Source organism: Aurantimonas sp. Leaf443, from assembly GCF_001425575.1.
Taxonomy (GTDB): Bacteria; Pseudomonadota; Alphaproteobacteria; order Rhizobiales; family Rhizobiaceae; genus Leaf443.
On the sequence record NZ_LMRD01000006.1, the window covers coordinates 736,795 to 753,205 of the forward strand.

Here is a 16,411-nt window from a genome sequence, read left to right on the forward strand (position 1 = left end):
CGAGAGGGGTTCGCGCCCTCAGCGCACCGAGCCGACCAGCAGGTCGCGATCGTCCGCGATCGCCACCCATTTGCCGGCATTGCCGACCGACTGGCGCTTGAGAAACTGGTAGGGCGTGTCCGTCCACAGGCGGACGGCGTCGTCCAGATTGTCGAGAACGAACTCGCCCCGGTCCGTCCGCACGGTGAGGACGGCGTGGCCGTCGCCGTTCGGCTGGCGCACGACGGTGATGAGAAGCGCCGAGGCCGGCACGCCGCCGCGCTCCAGCATATACTGCTTGAGGAGCACGAAGTCCTCGCAGTCGCCCTGGGTGGTCGGGTAGGACCAGACTTCCGGGACGCCGTACATCTCCTCGTCGGTGCGCGGGAAGATGCTCGCGTTGACGGCGTTGTTCACCTCGACCAGGCGATCCCAGAGCGTGACGTCGAGCTTCACGCCGGCGCCCGATGCATTGGCGCCGCACATGGCGGCATAGCGCTTGCAGAACTCGTAATGGCCGACCGGCTGCGACGTCGCGCCGGAGACCGGCATGTCGAATCCGCGCGGCGCGGCCTCGCCGGCATCCGCAAGGCAAAGGCCGGCAAGGGCGATGGCCGCGATCAGGAAGGATTTCATGGGGACTGCCTCTCCGTCTGTGGCGGGAGAGTGGCAGCGGCGCTTTACCTCGCGCCCAAACCGGAAGGCGCAAATTGCTTCAAATCGTCCGCGTTCCGTTGACGTGTCCGGCGCCGGATTCGCAAAGCGGAACGCGACGTTTCGAGCGGTCGCGGCAAGGTCGCGTCAAGCTTTGCCGGCCGCTCGGACGAAGCCGCGCGTTTGGGAGGGTCGAGTTGAAGTGGCGTCGTCGCAGAGTGCCGGGCCTGTCGGCCTCCGGGATGCACCGCGCTTCCATGTCGTCGGCCGGAGGGCCTGCGGTCTCGGATGCGACGGCGACAGGCAGGCGCGATGCGAAGCTTAACGGACGGACGGTCGAGGCAGTCCCGGCGTTAAGATTTGCGCCCGTCCCGACCCGGTTCCTCCTGAAATCTTGGGATCGGCGCGGGCACGGCTCGCCCGGGATGGTGAACGAAGCCTGTCCTGCCGTTCTCCGTCCGACAGCGGCGCGGCGTTCCGCCGGCGCTAGATGAACTCACGCTCGATCGTATCGAGGGACTGTACCTTCGAGAACTCGATGGCGAAGCCTTCCTCGAGATGGCGCACGATGCGGCCCTGCATCGTGCCGAGCGTGACGCGCTCGCCGATGGCGGGGCGGACGCCGGATTTCACGGCGGCGCCCGAAAGGGACAGGTCCATGATGCGCACCTGATAGCGGCGGCCGTCCTCGAGGACGATCTCGACGGCCTGCTTCTTCGGCTGGAGACGGGCGTGGCGCCGGTCCTCCGGCAGGTCGAGCTCGTGCCGGTTGGCGAGCCAGGTGAGCTGGGCGGCGAGCTTCTCGCGCTTGCGGTCCGTCGCCACGACGAGGGAGGCGAATCCGCCGTCGAACAGGCGCTGCACGGTGCCCTCGAGGCGCCCGACGTGATCGACATAGAGGACGACGCGCTCGCCCTGGCGCGGGGTGACAGGGGTCAGCACGGCGACACCGCCGGGCGACATATCTTCCACCCGGCACGGATATTCCGACTGATCCTCGAGCATGAAGCGGCCGAGAAGGTCGACCTTGACGCGCGCGAACCGGCGACGCTCGGCGAAGCGAGCGTTGGCGGCGGGGTCCTCCTCGGTCATCGCATGGGCCGTCATGGAAATCGCCGCTCGCGTCTCGTGGTTTCCCATTTCTTACCGCACGAAACTTAACGATCGATGGAAGCGGGCAAGCGACTGAAAGCAAGCGGGAAACGTCGGAAACGCTATGTTTTGCTTAGTGTTAACTCTCCTCCGCGAGGGGGATTGAAGCGCGGCCCGCCTCCGTTCTAGTGTCGCGCCACGACCGCAGGATCGTCCGCTTCGGACCGGATCTGCGGCGTCGCCTTGATCTCCAGTCGAGGGGCGACACCACCTTGGGCCGTTTCGCCTCGACCGCGGAACGGCCCTTTCTTTTACCGACCGATCGTCCAAGCTTTTGCCGGGCACCGCGCTAGGTAGCGCGTGAGTTTGCCGTGCGCGCGAGGACGTTCCGATGAGTTTTGCCGAAGACCGCGGGATCGCCCCGCCCAAGCGGCCCCCGGCCTTCAACGTGCCGACGATCGTGCTCGTCTCGATCGCCGCCTTCGCCATGGCGCATGCGCTGCGCACCATGATCCTCGGGCCGCTCGACGCCACCTGGATCCTGCTGAACTTCGCCTTCATTCCCGGCTGCTACACGATCGTCGACGAGGTCTGCGCCCTCCGCGAGCCCGGGGCGCTCCTCTGGTCGCCTTTCTCCCACGCGTTCCTGCACGGCGACTGGATGCATTTCGGCGCCAACGCCCTCTGGCTTCTCGCCTTCGGAACGCCGGTGGCGCGCAGGATCGGCAACGGGCGCTTCCTCCTGTTCTGCGCCGTGGGGGCCGCGGCGGGGGCGCTCGCCTTCCTCGTGATGAATCCCGACCTGATCGAGCCGGTCGTCGGTGCCTCGGGCGTCGTCTCCGCGCTGATGGGCGGCGCCTGCCGCTTCGCCTTTTCCGGGCCGCAGGGCCGGCCCTTCTCGGCCAACGGCGCCTGGCGCCCGCTCACCTCGGTGGGAGCGGCGCTCGCAGACCGAACGGTCCTCTTCTTCATCCTCGTCTTCTTCGCCACCAATCTCATCGTGGGAACCGGGCTCGGCGCGGCCTTCGCGGGCGGCCCCATCGCCTGGGAAGCCCATCTCGGCGGCTTCGTCTTCGGCTTTCTCGGTTTCCAGCTCTTCGACCGCCGGCGTCCCTGAGGCGCGAAGCCCGGCACCCTTGCGGTCCCGGCCCAAGTGTCGCACCATCCCGCTCAAAAAAGCAGTCACGAACGGGATGGAGATTACGACAATGACAGTGCGTCATATCCTCGACACCAAGGGTCGCGACGTCCTCACCGCGACGCAGACCGCCACCGTGCACGATGTGGCCCGCACGCTCGCCGAGAAGAAGGTCGGCGCGCTCGTGCTGCTCGGCCCGGACGGGCGGCTCGCCGGAATCGTCTCGGAACGCGACGTCGTGCGCGTCATCGCCCGGTCCGGCGTCGATTCCCTGTCTCAGACGATCGACGAGGTGATGACCCTGAAGGTCACGACCTGCACGCAGGACACCACGGTCGACGAGGCGATGGAACTGATGACCAACGGTCGCTTCCGCCATCTTCCCGTGATCGAGAACGAGCGGGTCGTGGGTGTCGTGTCGATCGGCGACGTCGTCAAGCAGCGCATCGAGACGGTGGAGCGCGAGGCGAGCGAGATGCGGGACTATATCTCCGCCGGCTGACGGCGGACCGCGCGGGCGGGTCTGCGTCTCACAGCGGCAGGGCGAGCTGCGACAGCGGCGCATCGTCAAGCCGCTCCAGAGCCGAGATCGTCACGCCCAGAAGGCGAACGCCCTTCTTCACCGGCAGCAGCGGTTCGAGAAGCGAGTGGACGACCGTCTCGACCGCGTCGGCTTCGACCAGCCTGCCGGGACAGGTGCGGCTGCGCGTGGCGATGCGGAAATCGGAGAACTTGACCTTCAGCGTCGCCGCGCGGCCCGCGATGCCCTGCGCCGCGCATTGGAGCGTCACCTTCTCGATCAGCGGACGCAGCGCCGCGCGCATCTCGTCGCCCTCGTGGAGGTCGGCGTTGAAGGTCGTCTCTGCGCCGAGCGACTTTCGGATGCGGTTGGCGCGCACGGGCCGCTCGTCGATGCCCCGGGCGATGCCGTAGTAATAGGCTCCGGCCTTGCCGAAGCGCTGGGTGAGCGCCTCCAGCGACAGCGCCCTCAGATCGCGGCCCCGGAAGATGCCGTGCTCGTTCATCCGCCGTTCCGTGGCGGGGCCGACGCCGTGGAATTTCCCGACGCCGAGATCCTCCACGAAGGTCGGGCCGAAGGAGGGGGCGATGACGAAGAGCCCGTCCGGCTTCTTCTGCTCGCAGGCGAGCTTGGCGAGGAACTTGTTGTAGGAGACGCCCGCCGAGGCGGTCAGCTCGGTCTCGGCCCGGATGTCGGCGCGGATCATCGCTGCGATCTCGGTGGCGGACGTGCAGCCGAGCTTGTTTTCGGTGACGTCGAGATAGGCCTCGTCGAGCGACAGGGGCTCGATGAGATCGGTATAGCGCGCGAAGATGCTGCGGATGTGCCGGGAGATCGCCTTGTAGACCTCAAAGCGCGGCTTGACGAAGACGAGGTCGGGGCAGCGGCGGCGGGCCGTGGAGGAGGGCATGGCGGAGCGGACCCCGAAGCGGCGCGCCTCGTAGCTCGCCGCGGCGACGACGCCCCGCTCGCTCGACCCGCCGACGGCAACGGGCACGCCGCGAAGGCTCGGATCGTCGCGCTGCTCCACCGAGGCGTAATAGGCGTCCATGTCGACATGGATGATCTTGCGCGGCGCGGCACTCATCCCGGCGACCTTTCGGCGCGCCGACGCATTCCGTGCAGGCCAGGCAGGGTTTCACGGCAGTCGGCCTGCGACACTCTCACGGCTCGGCTCGGCGATTCATCGGAACGGAGCGCGAACATAGAGCATGCGCGCAAGCCGGCCAAGCCGTTCGGCGCGCCGGCGGTCATGGGCGGCATCACGATCGCGTCGCCGCCCGACCGGCGGGCCGCCCTCCGTCAGACGGGCGCCGCCTCGGCCTCGCCCTCGGTGGCGATCGGGCGCGGCTTTCGGTCGGCGTCGATGGCGACGAAGGTGAAGAGCCCCCGCGTCACCTGCTCGGTCTCCTCGCTCTCGCGCGACCGCCGCCAGGCTTCCACCGCGATGCGCATGGAACTGCGGCCGACGGAGACGATCTCGGTATAGAGGCTGACCTCGTCGCCGACATAGACCGGGCGCAGGAACTGCATCGCGTCGATGGCGACCGTCGCGCAGCGGCCCTTGGCGCGGCGCGCGGCGGCCGCCCCGGCCGCGAAATCCATCTGCGCCAGAAGCCAGCCGCCGAATATGTCCCCGGCCGGGTTTGTGTCGGCCGGCATCGCGATCGTTCGGATCGTGGGTCCGGCGCCCTTGCGCCGGTCGAGATCCATCGCCTGTTCCATGCCCATCCCTCTCCGTTCGGCGCGCGGCCCGCCGTCGCGCCCATCCGTTCGTGCATGCGGCAGTTTCGGCCCCTGCGGGCGATCGGCCCACAGGGCGGCGCGCCAGATCCGTTGTCGTCGGCGCGCCTGCGGTCCCCCCTCAGGCGACGGCGAGCCGCTCGCGGATCAGCGCTTCGGCCTCGTCCCAGTCCGCCGCGGCGAGGGCGCCGGGCGGCAGGGGCGGAAGGTGAGGGCGGAACACGGTATTGGCCATGAGATGCACGAGATGGACCTCCGGCACCGAGCGGCGCACGGCTTCGAGATTGGGCGGCAGGTCGTCCACGAAGACGACGGGCCCGCCCCAGAGCGCGGCCAGTTCCGCCACGACGCCGCCCTTGGAGCGTTCGGTGGCGATCATCGGGTGCGTGAGGCCCAGCCCGTCGAGAAGGGTCCGGCGCCGGGCGTGATAGGAGGGCGTCATCGCGGTGAGGAAGACGATGTCGGCCAGGGACGAAAGGCTCTCCAGCGCTTTCAGGACGCCCGGCACGGCCGGCTGGCGTTCGATCTGCTCTTCGTAGAGACGCGCGGTGATGCCGTCGAGCTCGTGGCCGGTCAGCGCCGTGCCGGTTGAGATCGAGCGCACATTGCCCGTCAGCCGGAACCCGTCGACATGGAGGCGCGCGCCCATCTCCTCCAGAAGCCGTTCGAAGGGCGCGATGAACTCCAGCACGACCTCGTCGATGTCGAGGACGAGTAGGCCGGGCTTCGTGGGCTTCAGCGTTCCGATCGCCGGCCCTTCCGTATGACGCTCGCGGCTCAAAGGGCGTGCCCCGTCTGCGCCAGCCTGGCATGGGCGGCCGCCACGCGCGCGGGATCGGCGCCTTCGGCACTGCAGAAGGCGAGCAGCGTCGGCTCGTGCGAGAGAAGGAAGGCGAGGATTCCCGCCAGAAAGCCCGGCTCCGCGGCGGCCCGGCGCAGATCCGAGGCGTCGAGGCCTGTCAGCGCGAGGAAGCGCGGCAGGAGCGTCGCGTCGGCGGCGATAAAGCCGAGCGCGTCGATCGCCAGTCCCTCCGCCTCGGCGGTCGTCGGCCCGCCTTTCGTGGGTCGGCGGCTTCGATCTGCGTCGCTCAAGCGGAGATTCCCATTTGTTAAATCAAATCGCGCTAGACCTGTTCGGCATCGATACCGAAAGATCGCTCGCCGGTCGAGGCAAGGAGTATCGCCCATGGCAAAGACCGTGATGATCGTCGAGGACAACGAGCTCAACATGAAGCTCTTCCGCGACCTGATCGAAGCCCACGGCTACGCCACCGTCCAGACCCGCAGCGGGTTGACTGCGGTGGATCTCGCAAGACAGCACCGGCCGGATCTGATCCTGATGGACATCCAGCTGCCGGAAATCTCCGGCCTGGAGGTGACGAAGAACCTGAAGGCCGACCCCGAACTCTACAAGATCCCCGTCATCGCTGTCACCGCCTTCGCGATGAAGGGCGACGAGGAGCGCATTCGCCAGGGCGGCTGCGAGGCCTATATCTCCAAGCCCATCTCGGTCACCAAGTTCATCGAGACCATCAAGTCCTTCCTCGGCGACGCCTGAGCCCCACCATGACCGCGCGTATCCTCGTCGTCGACGATCTCGAAGTGAACGTGCGGCTTCTGGAGGTGCGGCTCGCCGCGGAATATTTCGAGGTCGTCACGGCCCATAGCGGGGCGCAGGCGCTCGCCGCGATGGAGCGGGACGATATCGACCTCGTCCTCCTCGACGTGATGATGCCGGACATGGACGGCTACGAGGTGTGCCGGCGGCTGAAGGCCAATCCGGCCACGCAGCACGTGCCGGTCGTGCTCATCACCGCGCTCGACCAGCCGGCCGACCGCGTGACGGGACTCGAGGCGGGGGCGGACGACTTCCTCACCAAGCCCGTGCGCGACCTCCAGCTCTTCAGCCGCGTGCGCAGCCTGACGCGGCTGAAGCTGATGACGGACGAGCTGCGCCGGCGCGCGGCGAGCGCGCTCAGCGTCGTCACAGAGGATGCCGGCGGCCTGGACGAGGACACGGCGCTGCCGGGACAGGCCGTCGCGTTCCTCGCGCCCGGCGATGCGGCCGAGCGCCACATCCGCTCCATGCGGCCCGAGATCGATCTCTCCGTCTTCGACGTGCCCGCGGCGTTCCTGGCACAGGCCGGCGCCGCCGCCATGGATCTGGCCATCGTCGACCTCGACGTGCAATCGGTCGATCCCCTGCGCCTCGTCTCGCAACTGCGTTCGGCCGAAGCCACGCGCCGCCTGCCGATTCTCGTCCTGACGCCGATGGGCGACGAGGCCCGGGCGGCCCGCGCGCTCGAGCTCGGCGCGACCGACTATATCCAGCGTCCGCTCGACCGCAACGAGCTGCTCGCCCGCATGCGCACGCAGGTCCGGCGCCGGCGCTACGACCGCCGGCTCAGCCGCTCTCTCGAGCAAACGATCGAGTTCGCCGTCACCGACCCGTTGACCGGCCTGCCGAACCGTCGCTTCCTCGACGCGCATCTGGCGCAGGCCGTCGCGCGTGCGCAACGCAATCAGGGCAGCTTCGCGCTCCTGATCGCCGATATCGACCATTTCAAGCGCATCAACGACGGGTTCGGCCACGATGCCGGCGACGCCGTGCTGCAGGAATTCGCCCGCCGGCTGCGCGCCAGCGTGCGGGCGAGCGACCTGCCGTGCCGCTATGGGGGCGAGGAATTCATGGTGCTCATGCCCGATGCCGACGGGGTCGCCGCCATGCGGGTCGCCGAGCGCCTGCGCCTCGCGGTCTCGCAGGAGGGCTTTCCGATCGCCGGCGAAGTCCTGGCGGTCACGGTGAGCGCTGGTCTTGCCGTGTTCGACCCCCAGACCGACGACGCGGCCTCGCTCGTCAAGCGCGCCGACGAGGGTCTCTACGAGGCCAAGCGCCACGGCCGCAATCGCGTCATGTCCCGCGCCGCCTGACCGGGCGGCATCCCTAACGATTCCTCTGTGCCAAAGCTCGCAAGCGAAGCAATCGCTTAACCATTCTTTCAAACGTCATCGGCCGGAGAGGCCGAAAACATTGCATTCCCGGACGATCTGCGCGAGGTTCCAGTCGGGTTCAGGAGGGAGTGCGCCAAGCCTCCCTTCCCGCAGAAACCCCATGGAATGCTCAGGTCCGCCGCATCTCCTGGGTCCGTGGGGCGGTCGGTCGGCAGCGTGCAGAATCGGTTTCCTCGTACCGTGGCGCGACTGCCGGCCGGCCAACCGGCCTTCCTCTTCTTCGATGCCTGCAAGCGCTCGCCGGTCGCCCGGCGGGCGCTTTTTCCATGCGCGACACGACCGCGAGCGGCGAGTCTCCCGCCGCGCAAGCAAAGGCCCGGCGGGCGAAACGCAGAACGCCGCCCCCGGGCGGGGGCGGCGTTCGACTGCGATCGGCTAGAAAGAAAGAAGCTTACTTGATCTTCGTTTCCTTGAACTCGACATGCTTGCGCACGATCGGGTCGTACTTGGTCTTGGACATCTTCTCGGTCATCGTGCGGCTGTTCTTCTTCGCGGTGTAGAAGAAGCCGGTGTCGGCGGTCGAGAGAAGCTTGATCTTGATCGTGGTCGCCTTGGCCATCGTACTGTCCGTTCGCCTCTGGGTGTTGCGTCGGCCAGGCCGTCCCGCGTCCCATATTCGGTTCGATTGAGTGGTGCGAGGATCCCGGCCGCTCGCCGGTGCCACGCAGGAAACACGCCCCTCGGCAGAGCGGCGGCTTTGCGGCGGACCATAGCCGCAAGTTCCGCGCTGTCAAGCCGCGCCCGGCCGGGCGAGGCGCGCGAGGGTGAGAAGGAGATAGGCCCCGAAGAAGACGGCGAGCGTCAGCGGATAGCCGGAAGGGCCGAAACCGTCCATCGCCCCACCCAGCGCCTGCGGCCCGGCCAGCATGCCGCCGGCATAGCAGAAGATGAAGGCGGCGTTGGCGGTGGCGAGATCGGCCCCCTTCAGCTTGGAGCCGAGATGGGCGAGGCCCACCGTGTAGAGCCCGGCGACGATGCCGCCCCACAGGAAGAGCAGGAACGCCGTCGGCCACCATGCCCCGGCCAGCGCCGGCAGCGCCAGCGTGCCCGCGAGACCGCAGGCCGCGAAGGCCGCGAGCAGCGGGCGTCGATCGGAGAAGCGGTCCGAGAGGAGGCCGATCGGCACCTGCAGGAGGACGTTGCCGAGACCGATGGCCGACAGGAGCAGGGCCGCGGCGGCCTGGTCGTATCCGATCGCTGCGCCATAGACGGGGAAGAGCGCGAAGCCGCCGCCCTCCACCGCGCCGAAGACGAAGACGGCGCCCGTCGCCGTCGGCACCGCCACGACATAGGCCCAGAAGTTCGACCGGCCGGGCGAGTCGCCGATCGTCGGCGCACGGCTCCAGGCGGCCGCGACGGGAAGGGCGGCGGCGAGGATGAGGACGGCGCCGATGGCGAAGGGCGCGATGCCCTTCGAGCCGACCGCCGCGAAGATCATCGGCCCGATGGCGAAGCCGAGCGACAGGACGGTGGCGTAGACGCCGAGCACCAGCCCCCGCCGGTGCGGCGGCGAGGCGGCGTTGATCCAGAACTCGGAGAGGATGAAGAGGACCGTTACCGCGAAATGGAAGACGACGCGCAGCGCGAACCAGGCGGGAAGGCTCTCGAAGAGGTAGAAGCCGATCGCCGCCGCAGCCGATGCCAGGATCGAGACGAGCATCGCCCGCGCCACGCCGACGCGCCGGGCGATGGGCGTCACGAGGGGCGCGGCGACGAGCGAGGCGATGCCGGCCGTCGCGCCGTTCGCCCCGATCATCGTGCTGGAGACGCCACGCTCGGCGAGGACGGTGGAGAGGAGCGGCAGGCCGAGCCCGAGCGCCAGCCCCACCGCGCTGATCGCGGCCACGGCGGCCCCGATGCCGAGCCAGTCGATCGGCGCGTCCGCGGCGCCAGCCTCCATCGTATCGTGGACGAGCATTGGTGGCCCTCAGATGCGTTCGCAGACATGGCGGCCCTGCCGCGTCCGCCAGAAGGGAATCGAGAGCGACGGGTCCTGCCAGCTGCCGTCTCTGACACGTGTCTCGATCTCGGAGATGACGAGCCGCGTGATGCGCGCGCAGTCAAGCCCTGCGATCTCCTCGAAGGTGAACCAGCCGAGCGCGTCGAATTCGTCGGTCGGCGGGGCCGGAAGGCTGAGGGCCGGGCTGACATGCCGGGCGGAGACGGCGAAGAACCGCGTGTCGAAGCGCCGTGACAGGCCGGTCGGCGTGATGGCGCGGGCGACCGGCACGAGATGGCGCGGCTCGAAGGCGATGGCGCCGGCCGCGTGTGGAGCCGGGGCAGATGCAGGCGCCTCGGCCGGGGCGCAGAGGACGAGGCCGGTCTCCTCGAAGGTCTCGCGCAGGGCCGCGATGGCCAGCGCCGCGCCATGGTGCGGGCGGTGGCGGGCGGTGGTGCGCGCGGCGAGGCGCTCGAGCGCGGCCTCGGCCAGAGGCAGGGACCGGGCCCGGCGAAGATCGTCCGGCTCCACGCGGCCGCCGGGAAAGACGTAGCGGCCGGGCATGAAGACGTGGCTCATCGCCCGCCGGCCCATGAGGATCCTCGGTTCGGCGTCGAGATCGAGGACGATCAGCGTCGCGGCGTCGCGCGGGCGGATTCTGGCGGCAGGCGCCATGGACGCCGGCCCCTTCACGCCACGCCTTCTTCGCCCCGCGCCTCGCCGTTGAAGCCGCCCATGCGCAGCGCCCATTGCAGCGCGATCGTGGCGCCCTTCAGCGGCCGCAGGAGGAAGAGCGACATGACGAGCGTCACCGGCACCCAGATCGCCAGATGCACCCACATGCTCAGGTCCGCCATCTGCTCCAGCCCCATGAACAGGGCGACGACGACGTGGCCGACGATGAAGACCGTGAGATAGGGCGGCAGGTCGTCGGCGCGGTGATGGTGGAACTCCTCGTGGCAGACCGCGCATTCCTGTACGCTCGTGAGGTAGCCGGCGAAGAGCTTGCCTTCGCCGCAATTGGGGCAGCGGCAGCGAAGGCCGCGCAGCATGGCGGGCCAGAGCACCCTGGCCGGAGCCGGGGCCTGCGTCGTCGTCTCGGGATAGGCTGCCATCGTCATCACCTCGCTAGTGCCTGCGCCGTCCGCGCGCCGGCTTGTCCGTCCTGCGCAGGCGCCCGCCCTTGCCCGTGCGGCTCTTGTGGAAGGACGCGGTGGAGGCGGGGAGCTTGCGCGCCTCGCTCTGCATCTCGAACACCATCGAGCCGGCGAGCGGGATCGCCTCCTTCAGCTTCACTTCCACCCGGTCGCCGAGCCGGTAGCCGAGCCCGCTGCGCTCGCCGATCACGGCGTGGCCAGCCTCGTCGTAGTGGAAATACTCGGCGCCGAGCGTGGAGATGGGGATGAATCCGTCGGCCCCATAGGCCGGCAGGGCGACGAAGAGACCGGCCTTGGTGACTCCGGCGATGCGGGCGTCGAACGCGTCGCCGATGCGGTCTGTGAGGTGATGGGCGATCAGCCGGTCCACCGTGTCGCGCTCGGCCGCCATGGCGCGGCGCTCGGCGCGGCTGATGGCCTCGGCCGTCGCCTCCAGCCGCTCCTCGTCCTCGGCGCTGAGGCCCCCTTCGCCGAGGCCGAGCGCGGTCACGAGCGCGCGGTGCACGACGAGATCGGCATAGCGGCGGATCGGCGAGGTGAAATGCGCGTAGCGGGCGAGGTTCAGGCCGAAATGGCCGATATTCTCCGGCGTGTAGATCGCCTGGCTCTGGGACCGCAGGACGACCTCGTTGACGAGATTCTCGTGCTCGCCGCCGCGCACCAGCGAGAGGATGCCGTTGAAATGCGAGGGGCGCAGCGAGCCGGCCTGCGCCAGCGGGATCTCCAGCGTGCGCAGGAAGTCGCGCAGGGCTTCCAGCTTCGCGAGCGAAGGCGCGTCATGAGCGCGGTAGATCAGCGCCTGGCGTGCCGCTTCCAGCGCCTCCGCGGCGGCGACATTCGCCAGGATCATGAATTCCTCGATCAGCCGGTGCGCATCCAGCCGTTCGGGCACGTAGACGGACGCGACGCGGCCCATCTCGTCGAGGCGGATCTTGCGCTCGGGCAGGTCGAGATCGAGAGGCTGGCGCTTGTCGCGGCCGCGCCGGGCGAGCGCATAGGCCTTCCAGAGGGGGGCGAGGACGTCGCGCGTGATCGCCTCGGGCACCTCGTTCGGCGCGCCGTCATGGGCGGCCTGGGCCGCCTCGTAGGCGAGCTTGGCATGGCTGCGCATCATGATGCGGTGGAAGCGGTGGGAGCGCTTCTGACCGTCGCCGCCCAGCACCATGCGCACGGCGAGCGCCGGCCGGTCGACGCCTTCGCGCAGCGAGCAGAGATCGTTGGAGATGCGCTCGGGCAGCATGGGCACGACGCGGTCGGGGAAATAGACCGAGTTGCCGCGCAGCAGCGCTTCCGCGTCGAGCCGCGAGCCGGGGCGCACGTACCAGGAGACGTCGGCGATGGCGACGGTGACGATCATGCCGCCGGGATTGGCGGGATCGGGATCGTCGGCGGCGTGGACCGCGTCGTCGTGATCCTTGGCGTCGGCGGGATCGATCGTGACGAGGGGGAGGGCGCGCCAGTCCTCCCGTGCGTCGAGCGTCGCGGGCCCCGCGCGCTCGGCTTCCTCCAGGACGACCTTCGGGAAGACATGCGGGATCGAATGGGCATGGAGGGCGATGGTCGAGATCGCCCGTTCCGATTTCATCGAGCCCACGACGGAGAGGACGCTCGCCGAGGGCAGGCCGAAGCGCTGGCGGGCGCCCGGCTCGATCTCGACGAGATCGCCGTCCGTCGCGCCCTTCTCGTCGCCGGGCGCGATGGCGTATTCGAGCTGCTTGCGCTCGACGGGCTCAACCCGCCCGCCGCCGCCTGGCCTTGCGCGGAAGACGCCGATCTCGACGGTGCGCCGCTTCTCCAGAACGCGGATGACGCGGGCGAAACGCTCGCCCGCCTCGTCCGTCTCGACCTTGGCGACGATGCGCTCGCCGATGCCGGCGGCCGGCCCTCGCCCGGACTCCTGACGAACGGGCACGCGCGGGCGCTCCCCGAGTCTCGCCTCGTCCCAGCCGACGGGCTCCGCCAGAAGACCGCCGTCCTCGTCGCGGCCCCGGATCTCCAGGACGCCGACATCGGGCAGGGCGCCCGGCCGCTGGAAGCTGCGGCGGTTGCCGGCGATGGCGCCCTCGGCGGCGAGATCGCCGAGAATGTCCTTCAGATGGATGCGCTCCGACCCCTTGATGCCGATCGCCTTGGCGATGTCCCGCTTGGAGGCCTGATCGGGATTCTCGGCGATGAAGCGCAGCACGGCTTCGCGCGTCACGCGGGTCGGGAGGTCGGGACCTTTCGCGCGCTTGGCCATGATCTCAGTCGGACTCCCAGGGCACGTCCGCGCCGCCGGCGGCCGGCGCCTTGGCCTTGGCGGGCCCCTTGATGAGCGTGGTGGCCGGGCTCACGCCCTTGCGCTCGGCCGGGCCGCGCGCGGCCTCGTCGCGCGCTTCCGCCGCCGCCTTGCTCGGTGCCTTCGGCTTGGCCGCCGCCTTCGGCTTGGCTGCGGCCTTCGCCTTGGGCTCGCCCGTCGCCTTCTCCTTGGCGCCCGCCTTCTCCTTAGCGGCGGCCTTCGGCTTGGCCGCGCTCTTGGCCTTGGCCTTTCCCTTGCCGCCATCGGCCGAGGTCACGCCCGTTTTCTCGGCGCGGTCGTTGATGATGGCGATCGCCTCATCGAGCGTCACGCTCGCGGGATCCTTGCCCTTGGGCAGGGTGGCGTTGATCTTGCCGACATTGACGTAGGGGCCGAAACGCCCGTCGCGCACGGTGATCTCGCCGCCGAAGGTCGGATGCTCGCCGAGCGTCGCCAGCGCGCTCGGCTTGCCGCCGGTGCGCCCGCCCTTTTCCTTCTTCTCCGCGATCACCGTGACGGCGCGGTTGAGCCCCACCGTGAACACGTCCTCGATCGTCTCGAGATTGGCGTATTTGCCGTCGTGCTGCAGGAAGGGCCCGTAGCGGCCGAGGCCGGCCAGGATCGGCTTGCCGCTTTCGGGATGCAGGCCCACCTCGCGCGGCAGGTTCAGGAGCATGAGCGCCTTTTCGAGATCCATCTCCGAGGCCTGCCAGCCCTTGGGCAGCGAGGATCGTTTGGCCTCCTTGCCGTCGCCGCGCTGCACATAGGGGCCGAACCGGCCCGAGCGCAGCGACACCATCTCGCCGGTGATCGGGTCGGCGCCGTATTCGGTCGGGCCGTCGTTCGCCGCGTCTCCCGCCGCGTCCGCCGAGAGGTTCGTCCCGAGCTGGCGCGTGAACCCGCATTCGGGATAGTTCGAGCAGCCGACAAAGGCGCCGAACTTGCCGAGCTTCAAGGACAGGCGCCCCTCGTTGCAGCGCGGGCAGGCGCGCGGGTCGGTGCCGTCGCCCTTGTCGGGGAAGACGAGCGGGCCGAGCTCGATGTTCAGCGCGTCGAGCACTTCGGAGACGCGCAGCTCCTTCGTGCCGTCGACCTGCGCCGAGAAGTCCTTCCAGAAGTCGCGCAGAACGTCCTTCCAGGAGAGCTCGCCCGCCGAGATCTGGTCGAGCTTGGCCTCGAGGTCGGCCGTGAAGTCGTATTCGACGTAGCGTTCGAAGAAATTGTGCAGGAAGGCCGTCACCAGCCGGCCCTTGGCCTCCGGCAGGAGCTTGCGCTTGTCCTGGACGATATATTCGCGGTCCTGCAGCGTCTGGAGCGTCGCGGCATAGGTGGAAGGCCGGCCGATGCCGAGCTCCTCCAGCTTCTTGATGAGCGAGGCTTCGGAGTAGCGCGGCGGCGGCTCGGTGAAATGCTGCGAGGCCTCGATGGCGCGCTTGGCGAGATCGTCCTTGGCGCGGATCTCCGGCAGGCGCGCGCCCTCGTCGTCGTCCTCGGCCGCGTCGGGAGCCGTGCTGTCGTCGCGATGGTCGACATAGGCGCCGAGGAAGCCCTCGAACTTGACGACCGAGCCGGTGGTGCGCAGCCCGGCGACCTTCGCGCCGTTGCGCGCGGTGATCTCCACCGTCGTGCGCTCGATCTCGGCGGAGGCCATCTGGCTGGCGATGCCGCGCTTCCACACGAGCTCGTAGAGACGCGCCTGGTCGCGGTCGAGGAAGCGCTCCACGTCCTTCGGCTGGCGGTCGAAGCTCGTCGGGCGGATGGCCTCGTGGGCCTCCTGCGCGTTCTTCGCCTTGGTGGCGTAGACGCGCGGCTTCTCCGGCAGGTAGCGCTCGCCGAAGCTCTTGGCGATGGCGCCGCGCGCGTCGGTGATGGCCTCGGGGGCCATCTGCACGCCGTCGGTTCGCATATAGGTGATGAGACCGACCGTCTCGCCGCCGATGTCGATGCCCTCGTAGAGCCGCTGCGCGACCTGCATGGTGCGCGAGGCGGAGAAGCCGAGCTTGGCGGAGGCGGCTTGCTGCAGCGTGGAGGTGGTGAAGGGCGGGCCGGGATTGCGGCGCGTGGGCTTGGCCTCGACGCTGTCGACCGAGAAGGTCGAGCCCTCGAGCATGGCGCGGATCTCGTCGGCGCGCTCCTTGCCCGCGATCGACAGGCGCTGGAGACGCTTGCCGTCGTATTCGGTCAGGCGGGCGACGAACTCGTCCTGGCGGGGGGTCGTGAGCTGGGCGCCGATCTGCCAGTATTCCTCGGCGCGGAAGCGCTCGATCTCGGCCTCCCGGTCGCAGACGAGGCGCAGCGCGACGGACTGCACGCGGCCCGCCGAGCGGGCGCCCGGCAGCTTGCGCCAGAGCACCGGCGAGAGGGTGAAGCCGACGAGATAGTCGAGCGCGCGGCGGGCGAGATAGGCGTCGACCAGCGGCTCGTCGATCTGGCGCGGATTGGCCATCGCGTCGAGCACCGCCTTCTTGGTGATCGCGTTGAAGACGACGCGGCTCACGGGCTTGGAACCGATCACCTTCTTCTGGCGCAGCACTTCCAGCACGTGCCACGAGATCGCCTCGCCCTCGCGGTCCGGGTCGGTCGCCAGGATCAGGCCATCGGCTCCCTTCACCGCCTGGGCGATCTCGCTCAGGCGTTTCTGGGAGGGCTTGTCGACTTCCCAGTCCATCTCGAAATCGGCATCGGGGCGCACCGATCCGTCCTTGGCCGGCAGGTCGCGCACATGGCCGAAGGAGGCCAGGACCTTATAGTCCGAGCCGAGATACTTGTTGATCGTCTTCGCTTTGGCCGGCGATTCGACGATGACGACATCCATAGGTGGGTCCTGACGGCTGGAACGCGTCGCGCCGGAGGCGCGCCGAAACTCGGCCGCGAACGGGCGCTGGCCACCCGTTCACAT

General features: G+C 69.2%; 16 protein-coding genes. 4 read left to right on the plus strand and 12 right to left on the minus strand.

The genetic code is table 11. The features are described from left to right. Window positions 1–18: 18 nt before the first annotated feature. Together ASG48_RS08140 and ASG48_RS08145 are read right to left on the minus strand one after the other, a co-directional pair. Window positions 19–615 (minus strand): transglutaminase-like cysteine peptidase, encoded by a 597-nt coding sequence (locus ASG48_RS08140; protein WP_055847718.1) that lies wholly within the window; start codon window positions 613–615, stop codon window positions 19–21. 504 nt (window positions 616–1,119) lie between these two features. Next, entirely contained in the window at window positions 1,120–1,740 is a 621-nt protein-coding gene (locus ASG48_RS08145) for a PilZ domain-containing protein (RefSeq protein WP_082529339.1), read from the minus strand. A gap of 376 nt (window positions 1,741–2,116) precedes the next feature. Here ASG48_RS08145 and ASG48_RS08150 point away from each other — a divergent pair, with 376 nt between their 5' ends. Together ASG48_RS08150 and ASG48_RS08155 are read left to right on the plus strand one after the other, a co-directional pair. Beyond that, window positions 2,117–2,842 carry a rhomboid family intramembrane serine protease gene (locus ASG48_RS08150; protein ID WP_055847721.1) on the plus strand — a complete coding sequence of 242 codons (726 nt, stop codon included), beginning with the start codon at window positions 2,117–2,119 and terminating at the stop codon, window positions 2,840–2,842. Window positions 2,843–2,933: 91 nt separating this feature from the next. Further along, entirely contained in the window at window positions 2,934–3,365 is a 432-nt protein-coding gene (locus ASG48_RS08155; protein WP_055847725.1) for a CBS domain-containing protein, read from the plus strand. Between the two features lie 28 nt (window positions 3,366–3,393). Here ASG48_RS08155 and dinB read toward each other — a convergent pair whose 3' ends face one another. The 4 genes from dinB to ASG48_RS08175 all read right to left on the minus strand — a co-directional run bounded on the left by dinB (window position 3,394) and on the right by ASG48_RS08175 (window position 6,218). Next, on the minus strand, window positions 3,394–4,470 hold the full coding sequence (gene dinB, locus ASG48_RS08160) for a DNA polymerase IV (protein WP_055847728.1): 1,077 nt from the start codon (window positions 4,468–4,470) through the stop codon (window positions 3,394–3,396). 215 nt (window positions 4,471–4,685) lie between these two features. Further along, on the minus strand, window positions 4,686–5,108 hold the full coding sequence (locus ASG48_RS08165; protein WP_055848070.1) for an acyl-CoA thioesterase: 423 nt from the start codon (window positions 5,106–5,108) through the stop codon (window positions 4,686–4,688). Between the two features lie 139 nt (window positions 5,109–5,247). Further along, entirely contained in the window at window positions 5,248–5,907 is a 660-nt protein-coding gene (locus tag ASG48_RS08170) for a hypothetical protein (RefSeq protein ID WP_244486820.1), read from the minus strand. Further along, the gene (locus ASG48_RS08175) at window positions 5,904–6,218 is read right to left on the minus strand and encodes a DUF3572 domain-containing protein (RefSeq protein ID WP_055847730.1); all 315 of its coding nucleotides are present in this window, start codon (window positions 6,216–6,218) and stop codon (window positions 5,904–5,906) included. Before ASG48_RS08175 ends, ASG48_RS08170 begins: the two co-directional genes overlap by 4 nt. Window positions 6,219–6,312: 94 nt before the next feature. Here ASG48_RS08175 and ASG48_RS08180 point away from each other — a divergent pair, with 94 nt between their 5' ends. Together ASG48_RS08180 and ASG48_RS08185 are read left to right on the plus strand one after the other, a co-directional pair. After that, a complete protein-coding gene (locus tag ASG48_RS08180) occupies window positions 6,313–6,684 on the plus strand; it encodes a response regulator (protein ID WP_055847735.1) in 372 nt (123 codons plus the stop codon). Window positions 6,685–6,692: 8 nt separating this feature from the next. After that, window positions 6,693–8,057, plus strand: coding sequence for a PleD family two-component system response regulator (locus tag ASG48_RS08185; RefSeq protein WP_055847738.1), 1,365 nt, complete (start codon window positions 6,693–6,695; stop codon window positions 8,055–8,057). 472 nt (window positions 8,058–8,529) lie between these two features. Here ASG48_RS08185 and rpmG read toward each other — a convergent pair whose 3' ends face one another. The 6 genes from rpmG to topA all read right to left on the minus strand — a co-directional run bounded on the left by rpmG (window position 8,530) and on the right by topA (window position 16,327). After that, entirely contained in the window at window positions 8,530–8,697 is a 168-nt protein-coding gene (gene rpmG / locus ASG48_RS08190; protein ID WP_055847740.1) for a 50S ribosomal protein L33, read from the minus strand. A 171-nt stretch (window positions 8,698–8,868) separates the two neighbouring features. Further along, window positions 8,869–10,011 carry an MFS transporter gene (locus tag ASG48_RS08195; RefSeq protein ID WP_055848075.1) on the minus strand — a complete coding sequence of 381 codons (1,143 nt, stop codon included), beginning with the start codon at window positions 10,009–10,011 and terminating at the stop codon, window positions 8,869–8,871. A gap of 54 nt (window positions 10,012–10,065) precedes the next feature. Further along, on the minus strand, window positions 10,066–10,752 hold the full coding sequence (locus ASG48_RS08200; protein ID WP_055847743.1) for an NUDIX domain-containing protein: 687 nt from the start codon (window positions 10,750–10,752) through the stop codon (window positions 10,066–10,068). A 14-nt stretch (window positions 10,753–10,766) separates the two neighbouring features. After that, complete coding sequence (locus ASG48_RS08205) at window positions 10,767–11,192, minus strand: DUF983 domain-containing protein (protein WP_200939573.1); 426 nt, start codon at window positions 11,190–11,192, stop codon at window positions 10,767–10,769. A gap of 13 nt (window positions 11,193–11,205) precedes the next feature. Continuing rightward, complete coding sequence (gene rnr, locus ASG48_RS08210) at window positions 11,206–13,473, minus strand: ribonuclease R (RefSeq protein WP_055847749.1); 2,268 nt, start codon at window positions 13,471–13,473, stop codon at window positions 11,206–11,208. Between the two features lie 4 nt (window positions 13,474–13,477). Next, window positions 13,478–16,327, minus strand: coding sequence for a type I DNA topoisomerase (gene topA, locus ASG48_RS08215; protein ID WP_055847753.1), 2,850 nt, complete (start codon window positions 16,325–16,327; stop codon window positions 13,478–13,480). Window positions 16,328–16,411: the final 84 nt, after the last annotated feature.